Consider the following 13,765-nt stretch of genomic DNA (forward strand, 5'->3'; position numbering starts at 1 on the left):
ACTGCGTCAACTATGAGGCCGAAACCTGTGGAGCCAATCATGTGGATGACGAGCGCCATGCCATGAGTGGTCGCCTGTATGCCCAGCACCACGCCTTGCAGGCCACCACGGAGGCCACAGCATGAACCCGATCACACGCACGCAGGCTGAAACCGCGCTGCTGATTTGCCAAACCGAACTCAAAAAGCCCCGCCCGTGCCTTGACGCAGCTCATGACTACGCCAGCCGGGCCCTGCGCCTTATCGAGCTTTTGAGAAAAGAAAACACAGTCGACCAATGCACAAACGGAGCCAACCATGGCAACTAAAAACACCTCACAAGTGACCAAAACCGCAGCCGTGGTTGACGCGATTGACCAAGCCTATGCCCATATTTCAAAGCTGGATGCATTGCTCCAAAACGCATTTGGCGAAGCTGGCCCAGCCTTTCGCAACTTACACGATGACCTGCAGGATGCCTATTTGTGGGCTTGCTCTGATTTGGCTGCGTCGGTCAAGACTGCGCTGGAATTGTCATTCAGCGAAACAGGGAGCTAGCCGTGACTGAACCAACCATCACCCGTCTGATCAACCGGAAAACCCTGCTCGAAATGATCCCGCTATCAGACCGCGCCATCTACGACATGGAGAAACGCGGAGACTTCCCCGCCCGCATTGCCCTCACCACGCGCAACGTGGCCTGGGAGCTAAGCGCCGTAGAGGCTTGGATTCAGGAGAGGAAGTCAACCAGCATTGAAGTCTTGCGCCCAGGGAGCCAGGCAGCACGCCCAGGGAGAACGACGTGAAGAACAAGCCACCCAGACGGGACGAGCGCCGCAAGGCTCGGGAACAGAAGCGTCGACGGGTGCTTTTTTACACCTCAATCATCCCCCGTTAACTGGTCGTGACAGCAACCTAGACGACTTCAAAACACATTGCGGGTAACAGTATGTCAACACCAAAAACCGTGCTAACCGAAGACGCTGCAGAGCTTCTGAAACTCAGTAAAGAAACCATGCGCCGCTGGGGGCGACTCGGCAACGGCCCGATCAAGCCAGTAAAAGTGGGGCGTAAGTTCCTTTGGAGACTTGAGGACATCAACCGACTTCTGGCTGGCGAGTGACTGGAGTCTGGCCATGACATTCATTCGTGAAAACCTGCCCGACCCCGTGAGTTACTTCGAGTCCGAAGGCTTGAAGCTGACCAGCAAGGGCAAGTGGCGCACAACGGCTTGCAATTTCCACGGTGGCGGGTCAACCATGCGCATCAACACCACCAACGGTGCCTGGGTATGCATGGCCTTGTGTGGTGCACGTGGCGGCAACGTGCTGGCCTATCACATGGCGGCGCATGGCATGGACTTCATTGAAGCCGCAAAAGCTCTGGGAGCGTGGCAAGACGATGGTAAGCCCCATGTTCACCACCGGCCCAAACCATTGCCACCAAACGACGCGCTTCAACTTCTCGCCGAGGAGTCAATGGTTGTTGCCGTGGCCGCCGGGAATCTAGCCCAAGGTGTGATCCTGACCGATCAAGACCGTGAACGGTGTCTGCTGGCCGCTGGCCGAATCAACTTGGTTGCAGGATTTTGAACATGAGTTACCTATCGCCAGAACTTCAAGCCATTGCCAGGCATAAAGAGCGTGGGGCCAAGGTTGACAGCTTCATTGCGGCCAACGGCATTAAGCCCCCGGCCTACCCGGTACAGTTCTCACACGGCCAACCCAGCCACCGCGAAGTCATTGGTGAACCGCCACCAGGACACCCGGCGGCACTGTCTTTTGATGATGGCTACACCGGACTGCCTGACGACGGGTTTGGGCAGCAGGCCGTGGTGAACGAGCCACATGAGCCCAGACTCAAGCCCATCAGCATCACCGACTTATTCACCAATCCATCACCGCCGACGGAATACGTTTGGGACGGATACACACCCCGAGGTGTGGTGACTTTGTTCGGTGCGCATGGTGGCACGGGTAAAAGCACCATTGCCCTGATGCTGGCAGTTTGCGCAACACTTGGCAGGCCACTATTCGGGGTTAATACCAAGCCTTGCAATGTGCTTTTTGTGAGCCTGGAAGACCCATTGCGAGTTGTTCGACAACGATTGGCTGCAATTTGCAAGGCTTGGTTGATTGACCCGGCGCAGTTGGAAAACTTGCAGGCAGTTGACGGCAAAGAGTACCCAGAACTATTCGCCGCCGAAACACGAGGGGATGGCAAGGTAACGCAGACTTATCACGAGCTGCACGCTTTGGTCGAAGCCGGGGACATTGGCCTGGTCGTAATTGACAACGCAAGCGACTCATTCGGAGGCGACGAAATTCAACGACGGCAAGTCCGCGCCTTTATGCGTGAGCTGGGGAAAATTGCAGCGATAGCCGACGGCGCAGTGGTGTTGCTGGCACACGTTGACAAGAACACCAGCCGCGCCGTAAAGCAAGAAAACAGCGAGGGCTATTCCGGCTCTACCGCTTGGCACAACAGCGCCAGAAGCCGTCTATTCCTGACCCGTGGCCAAGATAACCTGTTGACGTTGGAGCACCAAAAAAACAACCTCGGGTTGAGGCGCGACCCTATCAAGCTGCAATGGCTGGAGGGGGGGTTCCCGCAACTGGTTGTAGGGTACGAGGCACCGGGCACTGCTGGCACACTGGCCCAAGCTGAACGCAGCGACGATCAAAACGCACAGGCCATTTTGCGGATGCTGGCAGAGTTTGAAGGTCGTGGGCAATTTTGCAGCCCGGCCACAACTTCGCGCAACCATGTTTACGCGGTATTGCGTAGCGAACCCGAGTTTGTGAGTCTCAAATTGCGCCATGACGATACAAAGCGCATTGTCAACCAGTGTCAGCGTGCGGGGTGGATTCAAGAGATTGACTACCGCACACCAGACCGAAAGCCGCATCAACGATGGTCAGTTACCGCCGATGGCCGAACCTTTGCTGGCTTGCCTGCGCCAACTGCGCCAACTATCGAAGATGGAGCAGTTGGCGCAACTACTCAAGATGGCGCAAAAGCAGGTGCGCCAACTGCGCCAACTGGCGTAGGGGGTTATAGGGGGATAGAGCGCACAGAAGATGGCGCACTTTCTGACACAGAACCCGACACCGCGCAGCCAGCCAAAACCCAGCCAACCAACCCCAACGAGGATTTTTAAATGGAAGCCGTGAACGTCAAACCCATCATTGACCAGCTTCGCGGAGCTGGCCTGTCTCTGACCGTGAAGCCCGACGGCATCCTGTCCGTGTCGCCGTCGACCAACCTCACCGATGACCTGCGCACGCTGATTCGGGAATTCAAACCAGCCATCATCGCGGAGCTGACCACCGCCATCAATCCAGCTCCAGCTGCCAACGATGCCACCGTCCAGCAATCCGGCTTATCGCCAAAGCTCCAGGCGGCATCAAAAGCGCTCGACGCGCAGATCGTGGCCGCTGGTTTGTCCCTGACACCGCCCGAGCAGCCAAAGCCCAAGCTAGCCACAAGCAACGCACAGGTTCCACCCCCGGCCAAAGCCCAGCCAGTCAAACACGTTGACCAGGACTGGAAGCCACTCGCAATGGCCTACCACCAGCACCACTTCAAGTGCGTTACCTGCATCACGGCAGGCAAGGGCACGCGGTACGGCCCCCGATGTGGTGTCGGCGCAGCCCTTTGGACTGGTTACCAAAACGCCATCCAATAACGCAACCCATTTGCACCACGGAACCAAAATGATTGATGGATTGATAGCTGGCAAGATTCACGGCCAGCCCACCCAGCGCACCAGCAAGGCCGGAAAACCCTTCGCACTCTGCAAAGTCCGGGTTGTCACTGGTGCGGAAGATTCGATTTTCGTGAGCGTTATTGCTTTTGACAGCGACCCCGTGAACGCCATTCTGGCCATGAATCAGGGCGACAGTGTGGCCCTGTCCGGCAACATCAAACCCGGTGTTTGGACTGACAACCAGGGCAATGCCAAGCCCACGCTGGACATGACGGCCCACCAGGTTCTGACAGCCTATCACGTCACCCGCAAGCGCCGCGCAGTTGCCAAGGAAGACGGCCCGGACGGCAGAACATCCAAACCCGTCGCCATGCCAGCACAGCCAGAGTTTGACGACGACCTGAATTTTTAGGCCCTACAGCCTCTTTTCACCCCGATCTGGCACACCAACCCCACCAATCACTTAAAAACCCGCCACACGCCCGTCTGACAAGGCTGTGGCCCAACCTGAGAACCATCATCATGACTACCGATAACCGCGCCTGCAAAAACTGCGTTTCGTACATCGACTACAAATGCACCAAGGGCAAAAACTTTCTAACCGACCAATTTACGACAGACGGCGAGCGCATTGTTACCACTCCACACCGCAACAGCGTGTGCGCCAAGCACCAGATGCGCCAGGGTTTGCCGAAGGTGTTTTACATCCGGCCAACGACTTGCGCCGACTGCTATCAATTTTTAACAGAGCCTATCGAGTACGAAGCAACCGAAAATTTCGAGGCCGAGACAATCCCAGCCGGATGCGGTAACGGCAATGAAATGTGCATCAGCGTAGCGCCAGATAAATATCGCCCCATACAGGCCAGCGACCAGGCGTGCGAAGAACACATTACAGAGCTGGAAACCGAGATTGAAGAAGAAATGCGTCTGGTAAAGATTGAGCATGAAGCCTCAGAAGCCGAAGCGGCCCGCCAGTCAGAAGCCAGCGCAGAACGCATCGCCATGAAGGTTTTAGGCAAACTGCGCAAGGGAAATTCCAAATGACCATCACCCCCCGCTCATGCGCCAATTGCGCTGCCTTCAATCCCGTGCGTGCCATTGACGAACCCGGCTGCCTGAATCTGGTGTCATTCATCGTCAGCCCTGACCGCAGCCGTGACCCCGGCCCGGCTGATTCCTGTGATGCTCACCAGACCGACCAGGAGGATGCAGCCCAAACGGACTACATCGAGGCAAACCGCCCTGCTATTTGGGACAGCATCAAGGCCACGGTGACCACTCAGGAGCTGATTGGCAAACTGCGAGGTGTCCAATGAACGACCGAGAGATTTTGGCTGCCACATTGCGTTGGCACACTGCTCACATGACCCGCATGGAGGCCACCACCGCCAGCAACAAGTTCAAAAGCGACTCAAAGAAGCGCACGGGGTTTGGCGGCGCTGACCGTGATCTCAGCGCCAGGGTGACGGCTGCAAAGCGGGTTGAACTGGCGGCACTGCGCGATCTGGCAAAGGTCTGTGCCAAGGTTCGAGGCCACCAGAAGCACGTCGATGATGCGAATGAAGTTATGGACGTGGAGGTCAAGCTGCTGACTTGCTGACAGGCGCTATCATCGCCCCAGGTGCTAGCCAATACCAGAGGGTGCGCCGCCGGGGTCGCCCACAGCACCCGAACCGGATGGTTCCAATACGGTAAAAGCGGAGTGGAAAGCCTCAGTGAATTCGTTCATTGGGGCTTTCGTTTTCCACTGGCCGCGAAGTTGCGGACACCCCCAGATCAAGCCGGTGAATGCGACTTGAGCCAGTCCCGCAGCGCGTCATTCATGCGTGTTTGCCACCCTGGCCCAGCCTTGCGGAAGGTGTCCAAAACATCACGGTCAAAGCGGATAGCCACCTGTTCCTTTGTACCGGAACCAGCAGGACGGCCACGCTTGCGCAGCGCCACCTCAAGCCCGGCCTTCAATTCGGCATCGTTCAATGGCCGGTCATCCTCGCTCACGCCATCCCAGACGTAATCACCGCCTGGTGGAATGACACGCACGGCAGCCCTGACCTGTTCCCGCGTCATGGTGTTAGTCGCTGATCCATTCATAGTAAGCCTCACGTTCTTCGGTGCTTGCGCGTCGATAACTGATCACCCGTGTAGCGCCTTCACGGTCAATGTGAATGACTGTCAGCACCCGAAGGCAGCCCATCACATAGGATAGCGACTGTGTGCGGGTTTCGCCGCCACGCACCGCCAATATGTCCAGCCGATAGAGGGAATCCAGCACTTCGCCAGCGTCTGCAAAGTCAAGTCCGTGCTTGGCAAGGTTCGCCATGCGCTTGTCTTCATCCCATATCAGCCTTGATGTCATGAGAATAATTGTAGATGCGTTAATTCTACTTGTCCACGGTTTTAAATGCAGGAATCCTGCAATTGGAACCAGGCAAGGCTCCCGCACTTTGAGGTGCGCCTTCAATGGGTGTCGCTTCAACCGACACCCATTGCACTAGCAGTAAAACCGACGAGTCGTCGGCTTTGTCATCACTGCCAGCCAGCTTTCAGAAAGCGACCTGGCCAGCGGCAATAGTCGGACTTCAAATCCGACTATTCTCCAGGTGCATCAAGGGTGCGATTTGAAATCGAACCCTTGCCCTGTACAAGTCGCGTTTGAAACACCAGCAAGATCATCACTTGGATTTGAAATCCGAGTGATCAGCCAGCGCCACTTCGGACGGAAAACGCACGAAGGCCAGCACCGGCCACGAGTTCATGAATTTGACCCTTTCGGATTTCAAATCCAGTTGGGCAGCCAGCGCCGCCAAGGCCAAGAGCCTCACCCCATTGGCGTTTGAAACGCGAGTGGGCAACGCCCGCCACCGACATAAGTGTCAACTCCCAGATTCTGGGTATTCCCCCCGAACAGGAAAAATCAAGCGCCCATAGGTTCCCCAAGGTTGAATAGCCGTGGCTGTTCAAACCGTTCCCAGACTGGAGAAATGCATTCAGTCCCAGAACCCCCGTGAGGTTGCGATTCAGTCATCGTGGTGCTTGTATCAACTTGGTCACCACAACTGTGCCAGTCCCTCGCAAACAGGCTGGCTACCTTGCCGGGTTGAGTCGGTAGGCAATCCCTGATCTTGTCAGCCACCGGGACATGTGCATTGCATCGTCAACGGGCGAACAGCACCACTGGAAAGCAAAAACCCTTGAGGCTCTGTTTTCCACGACGCAACCGTGTTGGCATCAAAGCCAGAAAACAGAAGCTCAAGGGCTTCAATTTTGATTGTCTCACGGTTGCGTCGTTTGACCCCTCAATAGTCCCGTCACGACCAAATCAGCACAGCAGCGCCATGCCTGCAACCAGACAAAAAACAGAGTTAGCAGGCACGGCAGCCAAGTCGTGACGGCAATATTTGAGTTAGCCAGTTAACCCCGCCCTACCCGGCAAATAAGCCGCCAAATCATGACCAAACTAAAAACCGTTGTCGTTGTCAAAGCGCCACCGACACCTGAGCAGATAGCCGCCGACTTTCCTGACGACCAGGACAACAAGCCGCTCATGTTCCCCCCGCCAGCTTATCGTCCGATTGAGCCACCCGCCGAGATTTTCACCACCGACATGCAGAAGCAACGGTTCATTGTGGCCGTGCATGAGGTGGGGCACGCCCTTGCTTCGATGATGGTTTGCCGTCCTACCCAATGCCTGAGCGTGACCGAAATTAACGGTTCAGTTCGAGGCGGTGCAAACACAACCGATGCACACGGCGAGGATTCAGCCATTGTCGATTTAGGCGGCATATGTGCTGAGCAGCTTGTAATCGGTTCTGGTGACTGTCACGCGGGAGCTGCAACCGACATCAAGAGCGCTCGCCAATCCCTACGTGATGAACGTGTTCCGGAGCGCATGATTGACCAGATATTGCAAGACATTCACGCCGAGCTGCTGAACATCTTCGAGCGGGACTGGCTGCCCGGAATCGTGCACGTATCCACCAAACTGGCGCAGGTGGGGGTGCTGGACTGGGAGGGGTTTGTAGAACTGATGGTGCAAGGCCAGCGCAAAGCCTTTCAGGCCGGGTCTTTGAAAAAGGCGGCAACCCTACTTGAAACGCATGAAACCCTGCACAAGTCAATTCAGAGACTCAGAAAGTCCGCAACGTCTGAATTTGACATGCTGGCAAATGAAATCAAGCGCGAAGTGCAGCCCAAACGCCGCGTGGCCCTGTTGGGGAGCAAGTGACATGGAGCTGAGAATCATCGACACCAAGCCGTTCCTCGTGACCCGCGCGGGCAAGAAGGAAACGGCCACTCCAACCGGGGAAGTCGTCGCCCAGGCCCGCCAGCGCATCAGTGATGCCCGCGACATGCTAAGAATTCTGGAGCGTTCCCGCATTGAGTCCCAAACCGGCCTTGAGGCTGCATTGCTGAGAGGCCAGCCCACCGAACCCTATCGCCTTGAGCTGGCGAATATTTCCGAACTCTCTTCGGATCAGCGGCATGAAATTTCTGATGCCACTGGCGACATTGCCACTATTGAGCAAATGCTTGATCAGCACGCCGCCGTTCGACTGAGGCTGGCCGATGCTGACGCGATTGACGCACTTATCAGACCCTTTGAAACCTTCTTGGAGCAACATCAATGAGCACAATCGAACTTGCACGCGCCGAGCGCATGAACGCCGAAGCCCAGGCCCAGCTTGAGTCCGCCCGTGACCTGGTGCAGCAAAACACTGAGCGTTTGAATGACACCCGTCGCAAGATGCATTTCATCACCGAGCGTCGTGTGGCAGGCACTTGCACCTCCGCAGAGGCCAACGAATTTGCAGCGCTCGGCGGGGACGAAATACTCCTTCAGAAAATGCTTGTTGCAGCAGAACAGGCCAAAGCCGCAGCCATCGATCAGGTGCACGGCGCATTCGCTTATTTCACCGATGCGAAGGCCGCCCACGACCGCGAGATGGCCGAAGCACGGTTCCAGGCTCTGTTGGAAAAAACCAGGCAGATCGAAGCAGTTTTTTGCCAGGCCCTGGGGGCGCTTGGCAGGGCGGGTCAAGCCATTGGGAAAAGCACGCTGGGCTCATGCTTCCAAAAGTCTGACCGGCTGCATCGTGCGCTTGATCTGAACATTATCCCAAGTGAGGAATCCTGATCATGCAAACAGCAGATCGTGGGGGACGTACCCAGAGCTCAGCAACTGTCCGCCGCCAGGTGGCCCGTGTCATGAACCGCTCAGCCCACCAGCTCAGCGAGGCAGTGCTGGCCAAAGCCTTGACAGGCGACCCGGCTTCGCAATTGGCGGCTGTCCAGCTCCTTCAACTCGGCATGACGAGCCAGACGAAATAAACGCTTTGGTGTGTTGAGAGTGTGCCCCATAAATACACCAAAGCCCCACGAGGGGGAACTCTACCCATGGGACACATCGACGGGAAACCGTGAGGCAAATCGACCGCGCCACCTCCTTTCTAGGCGCTGCACGTTGCCACCCCTTAACCAACAGTGATAAAGCAGAGCGACCCATGGCGAAATCAGCAGGTTCATTCAAGCCCGGTGTATCGGGCAATCCGAAAGGTAAAGCACCAGGCACAAGCCACCGCGCCAAGTTTCGGGCCATGGTTAACCCGGATTTGCCAGACATCGTTAAAAACCTTGTCACAGCTGCAAAAAATGGCGACATGCAAGCTGTTCGAATCGTCATGGACAGGTTGATTCCACAGCTCAAGCCGACCAGTGACGCTATTGATTTGCGCACTACAGGAAGCCTTGCCAAGCGTGGCGAAGCCATCATTGCTGCCATGTCCAGCGGGCGGGTTAGCCCAGATCAAGCCCAAATTGCCATGAACACCCTGACGGCACAGGCCAAGCTGGTGGAGCAATCTGAAATTCTTCATCGACTCGATCAATTGGAGACGCTGTTGTGTCCAACCGCCAAACCCTAAAAAGCCTCAGCCGCCTGACCGTGGCAGCACTGGAAAAAATGAGCGATTCCCAACTTCAAGCCATTGCAGCCCCCGACCCTCACGACCTCACCGGACTGATCGACGCAGAGCTGGACGCAATCATTCACAACACCGCAAACCCCGACTTACTGGCACGGGTTGAGGCAACTAGGAAAGGAACATAAGCCATGGGACAAGAAGTTAAAGTTGGCGTTGACACTGGTGACTCCCGGCAGCAGTTGGCCGATCTGGCAAAAGCGGTCAACGCGTTCACCTCAGAGCAAGCCAAGGCGGCGGGTAAAACCGTTCGACTGCTGAATTTAAAGGACGACATTGAAGAGCTGAAAGAGCTTCAAAAGCAATGGCGAGAGGTGATCAACCTCAATAAAACGATTCATGGCCCACTGAATTCTGCGGGCCAGGGGCCAAAGAATCGCCCAGCGACACCTATGCAGATTGAGCAGTCTCTGCGTGAAAACCGTCAATACATGCAGACGGTGATGTCGAGACTATTGCTGCACAACATCAACGCTGGCACAACCCCTGTCAATACCGGGCTCACCTACCACGATATTGCCGGTCGAGCACCGGCGTTCAAACCGCCATCCTGGGCCAGTGTGGCCAGCCAGGGCGTGCAGGGCTTGAATTCAGGCGGTGTGGCTGGTCGTACTGCTGCAGCTGCAATCCATGGCGCTGGGGCGGCCAAGGCTGGCGGCCTGGGTGCTCTTGGGATGCTAAAGGGTGCTGGGGTTGCTGCGGCGGCCTACGGTGCGTTTGAGGCGGTGAGCGCTGGCGTTGGTGCTGTGTCTGATAAGTTGGATGCTGGCAAGCAGGAAAACATCGAACTGGACAAATTCAAGCGCTCACTCGGGGCCACGGCGGACAGCTTTGAATCCCTGAAAAACAAGGGCAGGGCGGTGGGTGAGCAGTTCAACCTGACCTATGAGCAGTCCCGCAAGCTGACCTCCGAATTTGCCAATATCGCCAAGGTGAATGATTACGGCAGCGTGGCGGCGGGTATCGGTTTGGCGCAAGCCACGGGTGTGGATGAGTCGCAAGGCGTGAGCTTCATGGCGACCATGCGGCGAAGTGGCTCACTGAGTGAAAAAACGGCAGATGCCCGGCTGTTATCGACTCAGTTTGCCGAGGCCTTGAAGCGCACCGGTTCTACGCTGAATGCGGGTGACCTCATGGGGGCTATGAATAGCTTTGCCATCAGCACATCGCAGCGCAGCTTGAGTACCGCCAACGTCGAAGGCTTCGCTGGTCTTTTGTCTGCCATGGTGGGCTCTGGCACGCCTGGGTTGCATGGGAATGTCAACAATGCGGCCAACATCTTGAACCGGGCTGATGCTGCCTTCCAGGGCGGTGGCGGCATGGGTGAGGCATCCAATGTCCTGCAGTTCATGGCTATGGGCGGCGACCGTGTGGGTTTGCTTGGCATCAAAATGCGGCAGGCCGCTGGCATGTTTGCAACTGGCAACAGTGTTTTTGGCAACGAGAACGGGCAGGTAAATCGGTTCCTTGGCAAAAACAAAAACATGACCCGGTTTGGCGGGTCAAAGTCCGGGCTTGAGGAAGTTCTGGATATGTACGACCGGCAGGGTGTCGACAAGGAGTCGCAGCTTCTTGGTGCGTCGAACCACTTTCGGATGAATCCAGAGGAAATGGCCACCCTGTTTAACCTTCGGGCATCTGGACAACTTGGTGGACTGACGAGCCTGTTTGCGAAGCACAAAGGTCTGATAGCAGATCCCACCAAGTTGTCGAGTGCCGGGTTGATGGCAATGGCCGATATTGGAGCGGCTGGCGGTGATGCTGATAAGTTGGCTGCTCTGCGTGATTCAATGTCTAGGCGTTCCGGGTTGTCTGCTGACCAATCTGCAAACTTGAAATCGATCAGCGCGACCACTGATCCTAAATTACTTGAGGATGTGCTGGTTACGGTCGCAAAAACCTTCGAACGCGAGAAAACTGCTGGCGAGCAGGCGCAAGTCACGGCGGCGAAGATTGAGCAATCTACCACGCGCATGGCTGATTTTTTGATCAAGCCAGCCCAAGAAAGTAGAGACTTCCTCGCGGCCTTGGTTGAAACCCTTGCGCCAAAAAGCGCCATAGCCGGTGAAATACGCGACGAGAAGAAGTTTGCTCAACATATCTCCACTCTCGAAAACACTCACAGACAGGGGATCATGAGTGGTACTGATCTTTCTCGCTGGGGGATTCCGTCTGGTTCGGCAAAAGGTTCTGAAACTGCTCGTCAAGCAATTGCGGATGGTGCGGCCAAGGCTGGGTTTAATCCTGATTTCATCAATGGCCTTTCTTTGCTTGAGACGCGTCACGGAAAGAAGGCGATTGGTGGAACCAACAATCTGTTCAATATCAAATCATTTTCTGGCCATGGTGTCCGGGCTTTTGATAAGACTGAGGGCAGCAATGACAGATACCGCGTGTATGACAACTACATGGAGTCGGTTTCTGACATTACCTCGCTCTTGTCTCGGAAGTACCCTGGTGCGAAAAGCGCCAAAACACCAGAAGAATTTGCGAGAGCTTTGAAACGTGGTGGTTATGCAACCGATCCGAACTATGAGTCGAAACTGGTTGCAACGATCAAGTCTCAGCCGCCTGCCCAAATCCCGCCTACCCAAATCCCGGCAGGCAACCCGGTAGACCGCTCAAGTTCTGCCCATCAGCAAGCCATAAATTTGGGCTCAGCTACGGCCAATGTTGTCGTGCGTGTTGAATCGGCTGATGGTCTGAAAGCTCAAACCCAAAACTTCAACCAGAACATGGTGTTCAAGCCGCGTGCATCTGGTGGCGTTCAACCATGGCAGTCGGTGCTTCAATGATCAAAGTCGACACCCCTCAAATCAGTGTGTACCTCTACAAATCAGGGGCACGCAAGCGCATCCAGGGACTACCCGTGGCTCAGCAAGACGGGCTTTTCGAGGTGGCCGCTTGAGTGCCATTTGCCGCCGACTCAACAACTTGCAAGCCGCACGCGCCAAGCTGGAGCAGCGCAAGGGCACGCGCACCTATTCGGACGACGTTCGGGAATTGCTGCAATCCATCGACGGACAGGACGAGGGGGCAATCCCAGGCGAAGGGCTTCACAACGAACTGGTGCGCCGGACTCAGGCCGTTGAAGGCTGGAATCTGGCCGCCCTGCCAGGCGACACCAATGATAAGCGGTGGGCAAATGCCGATTTGATAGCGCAAGGCAAGCTACCTGTCTCGGACGAGTCCAGGCACGCCGCGAGGCATTGGATCGAATTGTGGGAGGGTATTTGAGATGTCATACACCGTCAATTTTGATGCCGGTGCACTGTTCCAGGATTTGAACAACCAGATCAAGCACGCCATGGCCGAGGCGTTGGTGTTACAGTAAACACGGGTTAAAAACCCCTGCGCTTTTCCTCCCTGAGCGTGGCCCCGTGTGGGGTTATCAGCCCGGCCACTGTGTTGGGCTTTTTTTTGCCAGGCCATGAGCTGCCCATGCCTAAAATCCTGCCCTCGTTGAGGAAAACACTATGGCTAAAAAAACAATTCTTGTGGTTGATGACTCTTCTAGCCTACGGGCAGTGGTCAATATGGCTTTAACCGGCGCTGGTTACGATGTAATTGAGGCAGGCGACGGTCAAGCAGCCTTGAACATGCTGGATGGACGGCCAATCGCCATGGCTATCTGTGATGTCAACATGCCGGTGCTGAATGGAATTGAGTTCGTCAAACGGGTCAAGTTGTTGAACGCCTACAAGTTCATGCCCGTCATGATGCTGACCACAGAGAGCCAGGAAGCCAAAAAGAATGAAGGACGGACAGCGGGAGCGCGCGCCTGGATGGTCAAGCCGTTCACACTGGAACAGCTCAAAAATGCGGTTGCCAAGCTGACTGCATAGACATACCTTCAGAGAAAACCGGGGACACTTTTATTAATAACGGTACTTTTTACGGTACTTTTCAAATAATTAAACAAGAAACATAGAATTCATGAGGCCTACAGCCTCTTATTAGATTCCCATCACCGCTCCAGATTTTTCTCTCCAAACAAAAAGCCCTGAAACCAAGCTGGTGTCAGGGCTTTTGTCATTGGCGGCAGAAGCCGCCAAGCAGGCTCACATGTGGTCAATCATGACCTGACCGAAGCCCGA

General features: G+C 55.7%; 23 protein-coding genes. 20 read left to right on the top strand and 3 right to left on the bottom strand.

The genetic code is table 11. The features are described from left to right. Positions 1 to 121: 121 nt before the first annotated feature. The 11 genes from PHQ58_RS21860 (at position 122) to PHQ58_RS21910 (ending at position 5,290) form a co-directional block, all read left to right on the top strand. Positions 122 to 307, top strand: coding sequence for a hypothetical protein (locus PHQ58_RS21860; RefSeq protein WP_300115662.1), 186 nt, complete (start codon positions 122 to 124; stop codon positions 305 to 307). Continuing rightward, positions 297 to 536, top strand: a complete 240-nt coding sequence (locus PHQ58_RS21865) for a hypothetical protein (protein ID WP_300115664.1) — start codon at positions 297 to 299, stop codon at positions 534 to 536. Before PHQ58_RS21860 ends, PHQ58_RS21865 begins: the two co-directional genes overlap by 11 nt. Positions 537 to 538: 2 nt before the next feature. Further along, positions 539 to 784, top strand: a complete 246-nt coding sequence (locus tag PHQ58_RS21870) for an AlpA family transcriptional regulator (RefSeq protein WP_300115666.1) — start codon at positions 539 to 541, stop codon at positions 782 to 784. Between the two features lie 143 nt (positions 785 to 927). Continuing rightward, the gene (locus tag PHQ58_RS21875; RefSeq protein WP_300115668.1) at positions 928 to 1,101 is read left to right on the top strand and encodes a helix-turn-helix domain-containing protein; all 174 of its coding nucleotides are present in this window, start codon (positions 928 to 930) and stop codon (positions 1,099 to 1,101) included. Between the two features lie 13 nt (positions 1,102 to 1,114). Then, a complete protein-coding gene (locus PHQ58_RS21880) occupies positions 1,115 to 1,570 on the top strand; it encodes a hypothetical protein (protein ID WP_300115670.1) in 456 nt (151 codons plus the stop codon). A gap of 2 nt (positions 1,571 to 1,572) precedes the next feature. After that, positions 1,573 to 3,138 (top strand): AAA family ATPase, encoded by a 1,566-nt coding sequence (locus tag PHQ58_RS21885; RefSeq protein ID WP_300115672.1) that lies wholly within the window; start codon positions 1,573 to 1,575, stop codon positions 3,136 to 3,138. Further along, positions 3,139 to 3,666, top strand: coding sequence for a hypothetical protein (locus tag PHQ58_RS21890; protein ID WP_300115674.1), 528 nt, complete (start codon positions 3,139 to 3,141; stop codon positions 3,664 to 3,666). It begins immediately after the preceding gene. 28 nt (positions 3,667 to 3,694) lie between these two features. After that, the gene (locus PHQ58_RS21895; protein WP_300115677.1) at positions 3,695 to 4,099 is read left to right on the top strand and encodes a single-stranded DNA-binding protein; all 405 of its coding nucleotides are present in this window, start codon (positions 3,695 to 3,697) and stop codon (positions 4,097 to 4,099) included. A 110-nt stretch (positions 4,100 to 4,209) separates the two neighbouring features. Then, positions 4,210 to 4,734: a hypothetical protein gene (locus PHQ58_RS21900; RefSeq protein ID WP_300115678.1), complete on the top strand. Its 525-nt coding sequence runs from the start codon at positions 4,210 to 4,212 to the stop codon at positions 4,732 to 4,734. Then, entirely contained in the window at positions 4,731 to 5,006 is a 276-nt protein-coding gene (locus tag PHQ58_RS21905; protein ID WP_300115680.1) for a hypothetical protein, read from the top strand. The genes PHQ58_RS21900 and PHQ58_RS21905 overlap by 4 nt, the downstream gene beginning before the upstream one ends. Further along, positions 5,003 to 5,290 (top strand): hypothetical protein, encoded by a 288-nt coding sequence (locus tag PHQ58_RS21910; protein WP_300115682.1) that lies wholly within the window; start codon positions 5,003 to 5,005, stop codon positions 5,288 to 5,290. Before PHQ58_RS21905 ends, PHQ58_RS21910 begins: the two co-directional genes overlap by 4 nt. A gap of 176 nt (positions 5,291 to 5,466) precedes the next feature. Here PHQ58_RS21910 and PHQ58_RS21915 read toward each other — a convergent pair whose 3' ends face one another. From PHQ58_RS21915 to PHQ58_RS21925, 3 genes are all read right to left on the bottom strand, one after another. Next, positions 5,467 to 5,757: a BrnA antitoxin family protein gene (locus PHQ58_RS21915; RefSeq protein WP_300115684.1), complete on the bottom strand. Its 291-nt coding sequence runs from the start codon at positions 5,755 to 5,757 to the stop codon at positions 5,467 to 5,469. Between the two features lie 4 nt (positions 5,758 to 5,761). Beyond that, positions 5,762 to 6,046 carry a BrnT family toxin gene (locus PHQ58_RS21920; RefSeq protein WP_300115687.1) on the bottom strand — a complete coding sequence of 95 codons (285 nt, stop codon included), beginning with the start codon at positions 6,044 to 6,046 and terminating at the stop codon, positions 5,762 to 5,764. 316 nt (positions 6,047 to 6,362) lie between these two features. Continuing rightward, entirely contained in the window at positions 6,363 to 6,497 is a 135-nt protein-coding gene (locus tag PHQ58_RS21925) for a hypothetical protein (RefSeq protein ID WP_300115690.1), read from the bottom strand. A 641-nt stretch (positions 6,498 to 7,138) separates the two neighbouring features. Here PHQ58_RS21925 and PHQ58_RS21930 point away from each other — a divergent pair. From PHQ58_RS21930 to PHQ58_RS21970, 9 genes are all read left to right on the top strand, one after another. Continuing rightward, positions 7,139 to 7,915, top strand: a complete 777-nt coding sequence (locus PHQ58_RS21930; protein ID WP_300115692.1) for a hypothetical protein — start codon at positions 7,139 to 7,141, stop codon at positions 7,913 to 7,915. A 1-nt stretch (position 7,916) separates the two neighbouring features. Beyond that, positions 7,917 to 8,318 carry a hypothetical protein gene (locus tag PHQ58_RS21935; RefSeq protein WP_300115695.1) on the top strand — a complete coding sequence of 134 codons (402 nt, stop codon included), beginning with the start codon at positions 7,917 to 7,919 and terminating at the stop codon, positions 8,316 to 8,318. Then, entirely contained in the window at positions 8,315 to 8,824 is a 510-nt protein-coding gene (locus PHQ58_RS21940; protein WP_300115698.1) for a hypothetical protein, read from the top strand. The genes PHQ58_RS21935 and PHQ58_RS21940 overlap by 4 nt, the downstream gene beginning before the upstream one ends. A 2-nt stretch (positions 8,825 to 8,826) precedes the next feature. Continuing rightward, a complete protein-coding gene (locus PHQ58_RS21945; protein WP_300115700.1) occupies positions 8,827 to 9,018 on the top strand; it encodes a hypothetical protein in 192 nt (63 codons plus the stop codon). Between the two features lie 173 nt (positions 9,019 to 9,191). Further along, a complete protein-coding gene (locus PHQ58_RS21950; RefSeq protein WP_300115701.1) occupies positions 9,192 to 9,611 on the top strand; it encodes a DUF5681 domain-containing protein in 420 nt (139 codons plus the stop codon). Continuing rightward, complete coding sequence (locus PHQ58_RS21955) at positions 9,590 to 9,796, top strand: hypothetical protein (RefSeq protein ID WP_300115703.1); 207 nt, start codon at positions 9,590 to 9,592, stop codon at positions 9,794 to 9,796. Before PHQ58_RS21950 ends, PHQ58_RS21955 begins: the two co-directional genes overlap by 22 nt. A 456-nt stretch (positions 9,797 to 10,252) precedes the next feature. Further along, positions 10,253 to 12,463, top strand: a complete 2,211-nt coding sequence (locus tag PHQ58_RS21960) for a glucosaminidase domain-containing protein (RefSeq protein ID WP_300115705.1) — start codon at positions 10,253 to 10,255, stop codon at positions 12,461 to 12,463. Positions 12,464 to 12,572: 109 nt separating this feature from the next. Further along, positions 12,573 to 12,905 (top strand): hypothetical protein, encoded by a 333-nt coding sequence (locus PHQ58_RS21965; protein ID WP_300115707.1) that lies wholly within the window; start codon positions 12,573 to 12,575, stop codon positions 12,903 to 12,905. Between the two features lie 239 nt (positions 12,906 to 13,144). Further along, the gene (locus PHQ58_RS21970; protein ID WP_300115709.1) at positions 13,145 to 13,513 is read left to right on the top strand and encodes a response regulator; all 369 of its coding nucleotides are present in this window, start codon (positions 13,145 to 13,147) and stop codon (positions 13,511 to 13,513) included. Positions 13,514 to 13,765: the final 252 nt, after the last annotated feature.

Origin of the sequence: Rhodoferax sp. (genome assembly GCF_028688795.1) — a bacterium.
Taxonomy (GTDB): Bacteria; Pseudomonadota; Gammaproteobacteria; order Burkholderiales; family Burkholderiaceae_C; genus Rhodoferax.

Coding starts and splice junctions, on each gene's coding strand:
- PHQ58_RS21860 (WP_300115662.1), top strand. CDS start 122: ATGAACCCGATCACACGCACGCAGGCTGAAACCGCGCTGCTGATTTGC.
- PHQ58_RS21865 (WP_300115664.1), top strand. CDS start 297: ATGGCAACTAAAAACACCTCACAAGTGACCAAAACCGCAGCCGTGGTT.
- PHQ58_RS21875 (WP_300115668.1), top strand. CDS start 928: ATGTCAACACCAAAAACCGTGCTAACCGAAGACGCTGCAGAGCTTCTG.
- PHQ58_RS21880 (WP_300115670.1), top strand. CDS start 1,115: ATGACATTCATTCGTGAAAACCTGCCCGACCCCGTGAGTTACTTCGAG.
- PHQ58_RS21885 (WP_300115672.1), top strand. CDS start 1,573: ATGAGTTACCTATCGCCAGAACTTCAAGCCATTGCCAGGCATAAAGAG.
- PHQ58_RS21890 (WP_300115674.1), top strand. CDS start 3,139: ATGGAAGCCGTGAACGTCAAACCCATCATTGACCAGCTTCGCGGAGCT.
- PHQ58_RS21895 (WP_300115677.1), top strand. CDS start 3,695: ATGATTGATGGATTGATAGCTGGCAAGATTCACGGCCAGCCCACCCAG.
- PHQ58_RS21900 (WP_300115678.1), top strand. CDS start 4,210: ATGACTACCGATAACCGCGCCTGCAAAAACTGCGTTTCGTACATCGAC.
- PHQ58_RS21905 (WP_300115680.1), top strand. CDS start 4,731: ATGACCATCACCCCCCGCTCATGCGCCAATTGCGCTGCCTTCAATCCC.
- PHQ58_RS21910 (WP_300115682.1), top strand. CDS start 5,003: ATGAACGACCGAGAGATTTTGGCTGCCACATTGCGTTGGCACACTGCT.
- PHQ58_RS21915 (WP_300115684.1), bottom strand. CDS start 5,757: ATGACGCGGGAACAGGTCAGGGCTGCCGTGCGTGTCATTCCACCAGGC.
- PHQ58_RS21920 (WP_300115687.1), bottom strand. CDS start 6,046: ATGACATCAAGGCTGATATGGGATGAAGACAAGCGCATGGCGAACCTT.
- PHQ58_RS21930 (WP_300115692.1), top strand. CDS start 7,139: ATGACCAAACTAAAAACCGTTGTCGTTGTCAAAGCGCCACCGACACCT.
- PHQ58_RS21935 (WP_300115695.1), top strand. CDS start 7,917: ATGGAGCTGAGAATCATCGACACCAAGCCGTTCCTCGTGACCCGCGCG.
- PHQ58_RS21940 (WP_300115698.1), top strand. CDS start 8,315: ATGAGCACAATCGAACTTGCACGCGCCGAGCGCATGAACGCCGAAGCC.
- PHQ58_RS21945 (WP_300115700.1), top strand. CDS start 8,827: ATGCAAACAGCAGATCGTGGGGGACGTACCCAGAGCTCAGCAACTGTC.
- PHQ58_RS21950 (WP_300115701.1), top strand. CDS start 9,192: ATGGCGAAATCAGCAGGTTCATTCAAGCCCGGTGTATCGGGCAATCCG.
- PHQ58_RS21970 (WP_300115709.1), top strand. CDS start 13,145: ATGGCTAAAAAAACAATTCTTGTGGTTGATGACTCTTCTAGCCTACGG.